Annotated in this window: 8 protein-coding genes; 4 read left to right on the top strand and 4 right to left on the bottom strand. The window is 65.5% G+C overall.

The window, feature by feature from the left end:
• Nucleotides 1–134: 134 nt before the first annotated feature.
• On the top strand, nucleotides 135–1,424 hold the full coding sequence (gene serS / locus AXZ77_RS05850) for a serine--tRNA ligase (protein ID WP_098410412.1): 1,290 nt from the start codon (nucleotides 135–137) through the stop codon (nucleotides 1,422–1,424).
• 123 nt (nucleotides 1,425–1,547) lie between these two features.
• Nucleotides 1,548–1,721, top strand: coding sequence for a hypothetical protein (locus AXZ77_RS19525; RefSeq protein ID WP_176535972.1), 174 nt, complete (start codon nucleotides 1,548–1,550; stop codon nucleotides 1,719–1,721).
• Nucleotides 1,722–1,805: 84 nt separating this feature from the next.
• On the opposite strand, the gene der is transcribed toward AXZ77_RS19525, so the two are convergent.
• The 3 genes from der to AXZ77_RS05835 all read right to left on the bottom strand — a co-directional run bounded on the left by der (nucleotide 1,806) and on the right by AXZ77_RS05835 (nucleotide 5,443).
• Complete coding sequence (gene der, locus AXZ77_RS05845) at nucleotides 1,806–3,320, bottom strand: ribosome biogenesis GTPase Der (protein ID WP_078539662.1); 1,515 nt, start codon at nucleotides 3,318–3,320, stop codon at nucleotides 1,806–1,808.
• 49 nt (nucleotides 3,321–3,369) lie between these two features.
• Nucleotides 3,370–4,692 (bottom strand): PQQ-binding-like beta-propeller repeat protein, encoded by a 1,323-nt coding sequence (locus tag AXZ77_RS05840; protein WP_255266423.1) that lies wholly within the window; start codon nucleotides 4,690–4,692, stop codon nucleotides 3,370–3,372.
• A 73-nt stretch (nucleotides 4,693–4,765) separates the two neighbouring features.
• Nucleotides 4,766–5,443 (bottom strand): hypothetical protein, encoded by a 678-nt coding sequence (locus AXZ77_RS05835; protein WP_098410411.1) that lies wholly within the window; start codon nucleotides 5,441–5,443, stop codon nucleotides 4,766–4,768.
• Between the two features lie 197 nt (nucleotides 5,444–5,640).
• Between AXZ77_RS05835 and AXZ77_RS05830 the strand changes: the two genes are divergently transcribed.
• Both AXZ77_RS05830 and AXZ77_RS05825 read left to right on the top strand, forming a co-directional pair.
• On the top strand, nucleotides 5,641–6,819 hold the full coding sequence (locus AXZ77_RS05830) for an efflux RND transporter periplasmic adaptor subunit (protein ID WP_098410410.1): 1,179 nt from the start codon (nucleotides 5,641–5,643) through the stop codon (nucleotides 6,817–6,819).
• The gene (locus AXZ77_RS05825) at nucleotides 6,816–10,370 is read left to right on the top strand and encodes an efflux RND transporter permease subunit (protein WP_098410409.1); all 3,555 of its coding nucleotides are present in this window, start codon (nucleotides 6,816–6,818) and stop codon (nucleotides 10,368–10,370) included. The genes AXZ77_RS05830 and AXZ77_RS05825 overlap by 4 nt, the downstream gene beginning before the upstream one ends.
• 184 nt (nucleotides 10,371–10,554) lie before the next feature.
• Here AXZ77_RS05825 and AXZ77_RS05820 read toward each other — a convergent pair whose 3' ends face one another.
• Nucleotides 10,555–12,402: an ABC transporter ATP-binding protein/permease gene (locus AXZ77_RS05820; RefSeq protein ID WP_098410408.1), complete on the bottom strand. Its 1,848-nt coding sequence runs from the start codon at nucleotides 12,400–12,402 to the stop codon at nucleotides 10,555–10,557.
• Between the last annotated feature and the right edge of the window lie 22 nt (nucleotides 12,403–12,424).

Genomic DNA, 12,424 nt, shown 5'->3' with positions numbered 1-12,424 from the left:
GTATTCACCCGACAGAATACAACCACTCCGCAGGTTTGAATTCATTGACCTGTGTCATGGTCGCATCGCCGGGGGTTTTCGCTTTCACAATCATGCGTTAAAGCCAAGTCCGCAACAGTCTTGGAGATGGTGAGATGCACGATATCCGCGCAATCCGCGAAAACCCCGAAGAATTCGACGCGCAGCTGGCGCGGCGGGGGCTATCGCCGCTCTCGCCCGAGATTCTCGCGATGGACGAGGCGCGCCGCACGGCGATCCACGCTGCCGAGACCGCGAAAGCCGATCAGAACGCTGCGTCGAAGCAAGTCGGCGCCGCGAAAGCGAAAGGCGACGAGGCCGAATTCGAACGCCTGCGCGCGCTGGTGACCGAGAAGAAAGCCGAAGTCGCGCAAATGCAGACCGAGGCGGGCGAGCTCGACGCCAAGCTGCGCGATCTGCTGATGACGATCCCGAACCTGCCGCTGGCCGATGTGCCCGATGGCGCGGATGAGGACGAGAATGTCGAGGTGAACCGCTGGGGCACGCCGCGCACCTTTACCTTTGATCCGAAAGAGCATTTCGAGCTGTCCGCCGTGGGCGGCGAGATGGATTTCGAGATGGCGGCGAAGCTGTCGGGCTCTCGTTTCGTGGTGCTCAAGGGCGGGGTCGCCCGCGTTCACCGGGCGCTCGCGCAATTCATGCTCGACCTGCATGTCGACAAACATGACCTGTCGGAAAACATCACCCCCGTGCTGGTGCGCGACGAGGCGATGATGGGCACCGGGCAACTGCCGAAATTCGCCGAGGACAGCTATCAGACCACGAATGGCTGGTGGCTGATCCCCACCGCCGAGGTGACGCTGACGAACTACGCCAATGGCGAGGTCATGGACGCCGCCGCCCTGCCCCAGCGCATGTGCGCCCATACCAACTGCTTCCGCTCGGAAGCCGGGTCCGCAGGCAAGGACACCTCGGGCATGCTGCGTCAGCACCAGTTCGAGAAGGTCGAGATGGTGACGCTCTGCACGCCCGAGACCGCGATCGACGAACATGAGCGCATGACGAAATGCGCCGAAGCCGTGCTGGAGGCGCTGGAGCTGCCCTATCGTCGCATCGTGCTCTGCACCGGCGACATGGGGTTCGGTGCGCAGAAGACCTACGATCTCGAGGTCTGGCTGCCGGGTCAGAACACCTATCGCGAAATTTCCTCGGTCTCGACCTGCGGCACCTTCCAGGCGCGGCGGATGAACGGGCGCTACAAGCCCGAGGGTGGCGGCAAGCCCGAATTCATCGCGACGCTGAACGGCTCGGGCCTCGCGGTCGGTCGCTGCCTGATCGCGGTGCTGGAGAACGGTCAGGAAGAGGACGGCTCGGTCACCCTGCCCGCCTGCCTGCACCCCTATCTGGGCGGCAAGACCCGGCTGGTCGACGGCAAGCTGGCCTGACGCTGCGACCCGGCGACGCAAGACTCCGGCCGGGAACGTTGTTAACGTTTCCGTGTTCGAAGTGAGTCGCCGGGAGAGCTGCACATGTCCGTAACAGTCACGCACAAGCGGGATAGCGTCTTGATGAGCCGTATCCTCGAGATCGGCGAAGACCAGATCCCCGCGCAGATCATCGCGATGCGCCGGGAAAAGACGCTGTCGAAACTGATGGCGGAGATCAATGCGAGCGTGCTTTCGGACTCGAGCGAAGAGCGCGCGCGCGCCCAAGCGGCACTCGATCGGCTGGGCTTTCTGTAAAGCGCGTCGGCATCGCCGAAACGAAAAACGCCCGCCGGAGATTGCGACATCCTCCGGCGGGCGTTTTCTTTCAGGATTAAAGGCTTACTCGCCCTTCTTCGCCTCGCGCGCTTTCCGCGCCGATTCCTTATGGGCCGAGCGCTTCTTCGCATCGACGTGTTTTTTCAGGCGCGACGGGATCGACTTCTTGCGATCCTTATAGGGGTTGGTCTTGCCCTGATCGCGCATGTAGAGGCGGATCGGGGTGCCCGGCATGTCGAAGCTCTCGCGCAGACCGTTAACCAGATAGCGCTCGTAGCTTTCGGGGATCTTGTCGGTATGGGTCGATTTCACCACGAAGCCCGGCGGACGGGTCTTCGCCTGCGTGATGTAGCGCAGCTTGATCCGACGGCCGCCGGGCGCCGGGGGCGGGTGCGCCTCGGTCATCGCGGTCAGCCAGTTGTTCAACTTCGCGGTCGGCACGCGGCGGTTCCAGACCTCATGGGCCTTCAGGATCGCATTGTGCAGCCGGTCGAGCCCCTTGCCGGTCTTGGCCGAGACGGTCACCAGAGGCGCGCCCTTGAGCTGCGGCAGCAGACGCTCGAACGCCTCGCGCAGCTCCTTCAGCTTCTCGGGCTTGTCTTCTTCGAGATCCCATTTGTTCGCGGCAACCACGACGGCGCGCCCCTCGGTCTCGGCGAAATCGGCGATCCGCAAGTCCTGGGTTTCAAAGGGAATATTCACGTCGAGCAGCACCACGACGACCTCGGCGAAGCGCACCGCGCGCAGGCCATCGGCCACGCTCAACTTCTCGACCTTGTCGGTGACCCGCGCCTTCTTGCGCATCCCTGCCGTGTCCCAGATCCGCATCGGCGTGCCCATGAAATCGGCTGTGACCGAGATCGCGTCGCGGGTGATGCCAGCCTCGGGGCCGGTCAGCAGGCGGTCTTCGTTGAGGATCTTATTGATCAGCGTCGACTTGCCCGCATTCGGGCGCCCGATCACGGCAAGCTGCAGTGGTTTCGCGGCAGAGGGCGGCTGGTAGGCGGGGATGTCGCCTTCCTCGAGCTCGTCCTCGATCACGATGTCGGTGACGGGAGCGTTCGCGGCATTGCGTTCGGCGAATTCGTCGGCCAGCGGCACCAGCGCGGTATAAAGATCGTCCAGACCTTCGCCATGCTCGGCCGAGATCCGCAGCGGCTCGCCCAGACCAAGGCTCCACGCCTCCATCGCGCCCGCATCGCCCGCAGCCCCTTCGGCCTTGTTGGCCGCGAGGATGACGTTGGCGTTCTTCTTGCGCAGGATATCGGCGAAAATCTCGTCGGCGGGCGTCACGCCTACGCGCGCGTCGATCATGAAGAGGCAGATATCGGCCTCTTCCACGGCGCGCTCGGTCAGGCGGCGCATCCGGCCCTGAAGGCTGTCGTCTTCGGCCAGTTCCAGACCGGCCGAGTCGATCACAATGAAACGCAGATCGCCCAGACGCGCATCGCCCTCGCGCAGGTCGCGCGTGACGCCGGGCATGTTATCGACAAGCGCGAGTCGCTTGCCGACAAGCCGGTTGAACAGCGTCGATTTTCCGACATTCGGGCGGCCCACGATGGCCAGGGTAAAGCTCATGATGCCCTCCTTGGGCGGTCGTAAGCGGCCCCCTTACACCCTAAAGGGCTCACTGAAAAGCGTGCAGTTTCCCATCGCCGCCGACGACGTAGAGGGTGCGCCCCGCCACGACCGGATCGGTCGCAGCCCCGCCCGGGATCTTCGCCTGGCCGATCAGGCTGCCGTCGATCGGGCTGAAGACGCGCAGCACGCCGTCGGAAGACGCGACGAACAGCTTGTTGCCAGCGAGAACCGGGCCGTAGCTCGCGACGATGTCGCGCTGCCGCTTCGGCTTGTCCTTGGTGTAATAGGGCAGATCCTTGGACCAGATCTGATCGCCGGTCTTGGCATCGAGACGCACGATCTTGCCCTGATCCGAGACGAGGAAGATCGAGCCGCCCGCAACCTGCACGGGGCTGTTCGCCCCTTCGGTCGCGGTCCAGATCCGCTCGCCGGAATTCACGTCGAAGGCTGCCAGCTTGCCCGCAGAGGAGCCCGCATAGACGGTGTCGCCCACGACGACCGGATCGCCGGTCAGATCGACGATATTCGCATAGCCCACGCCCGGACGTGCGCCCGGCACCTTGGAGTTCCACATCTGCATCCCGCTTTTCGGCAGGACGCCGCTCAGGAAGCCCGAGGAGAACGGGAAGATCACCATGCGGTCGGTGACGGCAGGCGAAGAGACGCCGGTCATGCCCGAAGCCGACGGCGCGCCCGGCACCTGCCAGATTTCCTTGCCGTCGCTGGCGCGGATCGCCCAGGCCGAGGAATCGCGCGCGACCACATAGACCACGCCGTTCTTCACGGTCGGCGCACCGCCGATGCCAGCGTCGAAATACTGCCGCCATTTGATGCCGCCGGTGGCTGCGTCGATCGCGACGAGCTCGGCGAAATCGGAGGTCACGTAGACCGTGCCGTTGGCATAGGCCACGCCGCCGCCCGAAGCATCGCCCTCGCGGTCGCCCGGAGGCGTGATGTCGGTCTGCCAGACGCGCCCGCCATTCGTCGCGGTCGCGGTCACGCGGGCCTGACTGTCGAGTGTGTAGATCTTGCCGCCGCCCACGATCGGGTCGGCGGTGATGCGGTAGCGGCGCGCATTGCCCGAACCGATATCGGCGGACCAGACCGGCGTCGTGCCGTTGCCGAGCGCCGCATTGAACAGGCTATGCGTGGCCGAGCCCGCCCGCTGCGGCCATTCGGCATTGCTCACCTGACGGGGCAGCGAGATCGGCAGCGACTTCTGGGCGGGCGCATCGGCCAGCGGCAGCCCCTCTTCGGCGCGCAGCGCGTCGCGGGGCGAGAGACGCTCGCCGGGGAGGATCGTTTCCTTGGTACAGCCTGCCACGAAAGCCGCCACACTCAGCATGCAGATCGTCTTGCTCAGCTTCACGCCCGTTCCCCCTGCCTGTCTCGGCTCTCTTGCAGCGCCCGCGCGGCCGATAAAGACGCGCCGGTTCAACCCTTTACTCTTGCGGTGCCGGAGCGGTCTGCCCCGGCTGGGTCGGCACTTCGCCACCCAGCGCCACAATCAACTCTGTCGCGCGTTGTTGCAAGCCCGGCGTGAGGCCGGCGTCCTGAAGAATCTGCTGGGCGATCGAGATCGCGCCGTCCCTGTCGCCGGACGCGACGGCTGCGGCCGCCTGCTGCTCCATCGCCAGAAGGCGGTAGGGCGCGCCGGGGGTGGCGAGTTCCTGCAGCGTCGCGTCGCGCTTGGCGGCATCCATCTTGTCGCCGGCCGCGATCACCGCCTTGAGCTTCGCGAGATCGCTGATCGAACGCGGCAGGCCCTGCTCGGCGCTGACCGCGTCGAAGAACTTGATCGCCTCGTCGGGCTTGCCCGCCTCGATCGCGGCGTCGCCCTGCATGATCTTGAGAACCGCGGTGCGGCCGGGACCGTCGGGCGTGACCTTGGCGAGATCGGCGCTGGTGGCGTCACCGTTCACGGCCGCCATTACCTGATCGCCAAAGGCGCGCGCATCGGCCTCGGTCTTTTCCTTCTGCCACGCATTCCAAGCGGTGCCGCCGACGATCGCGAGGATGATCACCGCGCCGATCCAGCCCCATTTCTTGAACGCCGCCCAGAGCTTGTCCTGACGCACGGCATCGGTGACTTCGTCGATGAAACTGTCGGTATCACTCACGCGCGGGTCTCCTCGTAGCTTTGGCGCCCCTCTTACACGGCTCCCCCGGCGCTGCCAAGGGCCGCACGAACCGCTCTGGTCACGCGCGCGCCGGAGGAACGCAAGCCTTGAGATCACGCTTCGCTCTCGGTAAGTTGAACCCTGCGGTTCAGTCCCCATTTTGGCGAGACGCCGTGCCCACATACAGGAGCCCGCCGATGCGTCCGGTCCCGATCCTTAACGCGATCCTCGTTCTTGTCGCGCTCTACCTTCTGGTGTTCGAGCGCGACCGCCTGATGGGCTATCTCGGCGATGCCGCGACGCCTGCCGAGCAAGCGCAGCAGGTCGAAGAGACCGGCACCCCTGCCGTGCCGGTGCAGGCGATGGTCTCGACCGCGCAGCCGCTCGATCAGGGCGTTCTCACGCGCGGGCAAACCGAGGCCGCGCGCCGCGTAGAGGTGCGTTCCGAGACGACGGGCAAGGTGATTTCCGAGCCGCTCGGCAAGGGCGCGCAGGTCGAAAAAGGTCAACTGCTGTGCAAGCTCGACCCCGGCACGCGGCCCGCAGCACTGGCCGAAGCGCAGGCCCGGCTGGCGGAAGCACGGCTCAACGCCACCGCCGCCGAGAAGCTGAAAGAGGGCGGCTACCGGTCGGAGACCTCCACCGCCTCCGCGCAATCGGCGCTCGAAGCGGCCAGCGCCGCCGTCGGGGCCGCACAGACCGAACTCGCGCGGCTCGAGATCACCGCGCCCTTTGCCGGGATGATCGAGGAAGACACCGCAGAACTGGGCTCGCTGCTCTCGGCGGGCGGGCTCTGCGCCACCGTGATCCAGCTCGATCCGATCAAGCTGGTGGGCTACGTCCCCGAGACAGAGATCGACCGTGTGCAGTCCGGCGCGATGGTCGGCGCACGGCTTGCGACCGGGCGCGAGGTGATGGGCAAGGTCACTTTCGTCTCGCAATCGGCGGATGCCGCCACGCGCACCTTCCGCATCGAGGCCGAGGCGCCCAATGGCGACCATTCGATCCGCGAAGGGCAGACGGTCGAAATGATCGTCGCCGCCGATGGGACCAAGGCACATTTCCTGCCCGCCTCCGCGATGACGCTGAACGATCAGGGCAAGCTGGGCGTGCGGCTCGCGGTGGACGGCGTGGCCCGTTACGCCCCGGTCGACTTCCTGCGTGACACGCCCGAGGGCGTCTGGCTGGCGGGCCTGCCGGAGAGCGCGACGGTGATCGTGGTCGGGCAGGACTACGTCACCGAGGGCTCGCCCGTGGCCGTGACCCTCGTCGATCACGCGCCGGGCGATGCGGCCCAAGACACGCCCGCCCCCATGACGCCCGCCCCGCAAACCGATAGCGACACCACAGACGCCACCGACGGGGCCGCGCAATGACCGGCATCGTCGATTGGGCCGCAGCACGCGCGCGGATGGTGATCGCCTTCGTGGCGATCTCGATCCTCGCGGGGCTGACCGCCTATCTGAGCCTGCCCAAGGAGGGCGAGCCGGATATCGAGATTCCGATGCTGTTCATCTCGGTCCCCTTCCCCGGCATCTCGGCCACCGATTCCGAGAAGCTGCTGGTCAAGCCGATGGAGACTGAACTGGCCGGGCTCGACGGGCTCGACAAAATGACCGGCATCGCGAAGGAAAATTACGCGGGGCTGATGCTCGAATTCGACTTCGGCTGGGACAAGACGAAGATCATCGCCGATGTGCGCGACGCGATGAACACTGCAGAGGGCAAGTTCCCGGACGGGGCCGAGAAATATTCGATCAACGAGATCAATTTCTCCGAATTTCCGATCGTCGTGGTGACGCTTTCGGGCAACGCGCCCGAACGCACCCTGCAACAGCTTGCCCGCGAATTGCAGGACGAGGTCGAGGGGCTGGAGCCGGTGCTGGAAGCCCAGATCGCGGGCCAGCGCGACGAGATGCTGGAAGTGGTGATCGATCCGCTGAAGCTCGAGGCCTATAACGTCACCGCGCCCGAGCTGATCAATGTCGTGCAGGCCAATAACCAGCTGATCGCGGCGGGCGAGGTGGAGACCGATGGCGGCGCGTTCTCGGTGAAGATCCCCGCGACCTTCGAGACCGCGCAGGATGTCTATGCGCTGCCGGTGAAGAAGAACGGCGAAAGCGTGGTGACGCTGGGCGATCTGGCCGATATCCGCCTGACTTTCGAGGACCGCACCGGCACCGCGCGCTTCAACGGCGAGCCGACGGTGGCTTTGCAGATCGTGAAGCGCAAAGGCTACAATATCATCGACACGGTGAACCTGCTGCGCAAGACCGTGGCCGAGACCGAGAGCCGCTGGCCCGAGCCGCTGCAGCGCGCCGTCGATGTGGGGATCTCGCTCGATCAGTCGAAGACGGTGGGCGCGATGGTCAGCCAGCTGGAAGGCTCGGTGCTGACCGCGATCGCGCTGGTGATGATCGTGGTACTGGCGACGCTGGGCACGCGCTCGGCGCTGCTGGTGGGTTTCGCGATCCCGACCTCGTTCCTTCTGACTTTCCTGCTTCTGGGCGCGATGGGCGTGCCGATCTCGAATATCGTGATGTTCGGCCTGATCCTCGCGGTGGGGATGCTGGTCGATGGCGCGATCGTGGTGGTGGAATATGCCGACAAGCGGATTTCCGAAGGCTCCGGCCCGATGGCCGCCTACACCGAAGCCGCCAAGCGCATGTTCTGGCCGGTCGTGTCGTCCACTGCGACCACGCTTTGCGCCTTCCTGCCAATGCTGTTCTGGCCGGGCGTGCCGGGCGAGTTCATGGGGATGCTGCCGGTCACGATCATCTTCGTGCTCTCGGCCTCGCTGGTCGTGGCGCTGATCTACCTGCCCGTCGTGGGCGGCGTCGCGGGCCGCGTGAGCCGCAGGTTGGATTACGGCGCCGCGCACCTCAAAGGACGCCCCTATTGGCTGCGCCTGCTGCTGGCCGTGATCTCCGCCGCGCTCGTCTTCCTCGGCGCGTTGCTCACGCTCAACCCGGCCTTCTTCACGGGCACCCATACCGCTTCGGGCAATCTGCTGGCCTCGCTGCCCGGTGTGATCCTTTTCGTGATCGCGACGCTGCTCAGCTCGATCACCTTCACGGCGGCCAAGCCCCAAGGCAAACCCAAGCCCATCGATGCGGGCTATCGCCGCCGCCCCTTCGGCCATTTCACCGCCGCCATCGCGGGCAATCCGATCATGCCACTGATCGTGGTCGCGGTGATCGTGACCGGCGTCGTCATGACCTTCGGCTATTACGGCAAGAACAATAACGGCACCCAGTTCTTCACCGATAGCGAGGTCGAACAGGCGATCGTCTATATCCGGGGCCGCGGCAACCTCTCGCTGACCGAGAAGGACGCGCTGCTGCAGGAAGCCGAGAACATGGTGATTGGCACGCCCGGCGTCGGCGCGGTCTTCTCCTTCGCGGGCGAAGGTGGGTTGAACCAGAACAATGGCGGGGCCAGCGCGCCGCGCGACACGATCGGTCAGATTCAGGTCGAGATGATCCCCTGGGCCGAGCGCAAGGACGATCCGGCGCTCGATGGCGATGTGGTGATGGAGAAGATCATGGCGAAGATCGCCACGATCCCCGGGATCCAGTCCGAATATCTCGCCCAGGATCGCGGACCGTCCTCCGGCAAGCCGATCCAGTTGCGGCTCGAGGGCGACGATTTCGCAGCGCTCGACAAGGCCGTGCGGCAGGTCGAGGCGCATATGGCGGATATGAAGGGCGTCACCGCGATCGAAGACACCCGCCCCCTGCCCGGCATCGACTGGGTGATCGACGTGGACGTGACCCGCGCGGGCCGTTTCGGCGCGGATGTGGCGACCGTGGGCGGCATGGTGCAGCTGGTGACGCGCGGCATCCTGCTCGACACGATGCGTGTGCCCTCGTCTGACGAAGAGATCGAAATCCGCGTGCGCCTGCCCGAGGAAGACCGGGTTCTGTCGACCCTCGACACGCTCAAGCTGCGCACCTCCGAGGGGCTGGTGCCGCTCGCGAATTTCATCACCCGCACGCCCGCCCCCAAGCTGGGCCAGATCGACCGGATCGACCAGACCCGCTATTACGACATCAAGGCCGGGGTCGAAGAGGGCCTCACCAATGACGACGGCCAGCCGATCACCGGCAACGGGCGGATCGCCGCACTGGGGGAGTGGCTCGATACCGAGGCCGCGCTGCCGCCGGGCGTCAGCTACGAATGGTCCGGCGATCTGGTCGAGCAAAACGAGAGCCAGGATTTCCTGATGACCGCTTTCGGCGGCGCGCTGGCGCTGATGTTTGTGATCCTGCTCGCGCAGTTCAACAGCTTCTACAATTCGGTGCTGGTGCTGCTGGCGGTGGTGCTGTCCACGGCAGGCGTGCTGATCGGGATGCTGGTGATGGGCCAGCAATTCTCGATCATCATGACCGGCGTCGGCATTGTCGCGCTGGCGGGGATCGTGGTGAACAACAACATCATCCTGATCGACACCTATCAGGAATTCTCGCGCTACATGCCCGAACTCGAAGCGATCATCCGCACCGCCGAGGCCCGCCTGCGCCCTGTCCTGCTGACCACAATCACCACGATGGCGGGCCTGACGCCGATGATGTTCGGCCTGTCGCTCGATTTTCTTCATGGCGGCTATTCGATCAACAGCCCGACGGCGCTTTGGTGGAAGCAACTGGCGACGGCGGTGGTGTTCGGCTTGGGCACCGCGACGGTGCTGACGCTTGTGCTGACGCCCGCGCTGCTGGCAATCCGGGTCTGGTTCAAGACTGGCGCCTACCGCTCGACGCGCGCGCTTTCGGCACTGATGCAAGGCGCGGACAGCCGCGCCGCGCGCGATCTGGCGCTGGAACGCGCGATGCGCAAGATGCGTGGCCGCGAGATCATCTGGGACGAGGATGCGCCCGAAGGCGGCGTGAAGCCGCATCTGGTGACACGGCCCGACGCGGCGGAGTGAGTGCGAAGGGGCGCGCCCGGCCCTCGGGTGGGCGCGTCGCATCGTCGGTGGCGTGGCGCTTCATCGTGCAAGCCCGCAAGTCGGTCGTGCCCGCAATCTCCTCGCCAATGCGCCCTCCCGGGGGAAGGGTCGGGCGCTGCCCGGGGCTGGTCGCCCCGAGCTCAGATGGCTGACAACGGAAGGCTTACGCCGCCCCCTGCTCCGCCTCGTCTTCCTCTTCCGCCGATTGCCGCGCCCACATCGAGGCATAGCGCCCGCGCTGTGCCAGCAACTCCTCGTGGCGTCCGCGCTCGATGATCTCGCCCTTGTCGAGCACGAGGATCTGATCCGCATCCGCGATCGTCGACAAACGGTGCGCGATGGTGATCACGGACCGCCCCTCACCCATCGCCTTCAGGCTCATCTGGATGTCGCGTTCGGTCTGCGTATCGAGCGCCGAGGTCGCCTCGTCCAGAAGCAGAATCGGCGGGTTCTTCAGGATCGTGCGTGCGATGCCCACCCGCTGCTTCTCGCCGCCTGAGAGCTTCAGCCCCCGCTCGCCCACGGCCGTGTCATAGCCTTCGGGCAGGCTCAGCACGAAGTCGTGGATGCGCGCCGCCTTCGCCGCCGCGACGATTTCCTCGTCCGTGGCATCGGCGCGGCCATAGGCGATGTTGTAGCGGATCGTGTCGTTGAAGAGCACGGTATCCTGCGGCACCACGCCGATCGACTGCTGCAAGCTCTCCTGCGTCACATCGCGCAGGTCCTGATCGTCGATGCGGATCGCGCCGCCAGTCACCTCGTAGAAGCGGAACAGCAAGCGCCCGATCGTCGACTTGCCCGAGCCCGAGGGCCCGACCAGCGCCACCGTCTGCCCGGCCGGCACGTCGAAGGAAATCCCTTTCAGGATCGGCCGCGTCGGGTCATAGGCGAATTCGACATGGTCGAAGCTGATATGCCCGCCTTTCACTTTCAGAACATCGGCGCCTTCTTTGTCCTGAATTTCGGCCGGTTGCTGCAACAAATCGAACATTTCGCCCATATCGACCAGCGCCTGACGGATCTCGCGATAAACCGTGCCGAGGAAGCCCAGCGGCATTGTGATCTGGATCATGTAGGCCTGCACCATGACGAAATCGCCGACCGTCAGCGTGCCCGCCTGCACCTGCATCGCGGCCATGACCATCACCGTCACGAGCCCGATCGTGATGATCAGCGTCTGGCCCGCATTGAGCGCCGCGAGCGACTGGCCGGTCTTCACCGCCATCGACTCGTAGCCCTTCATCGAGTCGTCGTAGCGTTCCGCCTCGCGCTTGGCCGCGCCGAAATATTTCACCGTCTCGAAGTTCAGCAGGCTGTCGATCGCCTTCTGGTTCGCCGCCGTATCGGCCTTGTTCATCTCGCGCCGGATGTTCACGCGCCATTCGGTGACCTTGAAGGTGAACTTGATATAGGCCGCGATGGTGACCAGCACGACCGCCGCGTAGCGCCAGTCGAAGACCACTGCAAAGATGATCGCCACCAGCGTCAGCTCGACGATCAGCGGGCCGACCGAGAACAGCATGAAGCGCAGCAGGAACTCGACGCCTTTCACCCCGCGCTCGATGATCCGGCTGAGGCCGCCGGTCTTGCGGGTGATGTGATAGCGCAAGGAGAGCTGATGCATATGGGTGAAGGTCTGCAGCGCCAGATGGCGCAGCGCGCGTTGCGCCACCTTCACGAAGATCGCATCGCGCAGCTCGCCGAAGGCCACCGTCATCAGGCGCGCGACGCCATAGGCCACGGTGATCGCCACCGCCCCCATGCCCAGCGCCCAGGCCGCCGAGGTGCCCTCGCCCGAGAGCGCGTTGACCGCCTCGCGATAGACGAAGGGCGTCGCGACCGAGATGATCTTGGCGAAGACCAGCATCACCATCGCGAAGACGACGCGGCGCTTCACCCACGGGGCTTCATGCGCCCAGAGATAGGGCAGCACCGCGCGGATCGTCCGCCAGCCGCGGGCGCGCTCCTCGGCATTCATCTTGCCCTTGGTCGTGATCTGTGCCGGAGGCATCGCGCCCTCCTCTTCCTCTTGG

Origin of the sequence: Thioclava sp. ES.031, assembly GCF_002563775.1 — a bacterium.
GTDB lineage: Bacteria > Pseudomonadota > Alphaproteobacteria > Rhodobacterales > Rhodobacteraceae > Thioclava.
Note: the sequence above shows the minus strand (reverse complement) of the source record. Positions and strands in the feature narration are given on the sequence as shown.

Bases quoted from the DNA above. Each gene is read 5' to 3' on its own strand.
- AXZ77_RS05825 (WP_098410409.1), top strand. From the start codon at position 6,816: ATGACCGGCATCGTCGATTGGGCCGCAGCACGCGCGCGGATGGTGATC.
- AXZ77_RS05830 (WP_098410410.1), top strand. From the start codon at position 5,641: ATGCGTCCGGTCCCGATCCTTAACGCGATCCTCGTTCTTGTCGCGCTC.
- AXZ77_RS05820 (WP_098410408.1), bottom strand. From the start codon at position 12,402: ATGCCTCCGGCACAGATCACGACCAAGGGCAAGATGAATGCCGAGGAG.
- der (WP_078539662.1), bottom strand. From the start codon at position 3,320: ATGAGCTTTACCCTGGCCATCGTGGGCCGCCCGAATGTCGGAAAATCG.
- AXZ77_RS19525 (WP_176535972.1), top strand. From the start codon at position 1,548: ATGAGCCGTATCCTCGAGATCGGCGAAGACCAGATCCCCGCGCAGATC.
- serS (WP_098410412.1), top strand. From the start codon at position 135: ATGCACGATATCCGCGCAATCCGCGAAAACCCCGAAGAATTCGACGCG.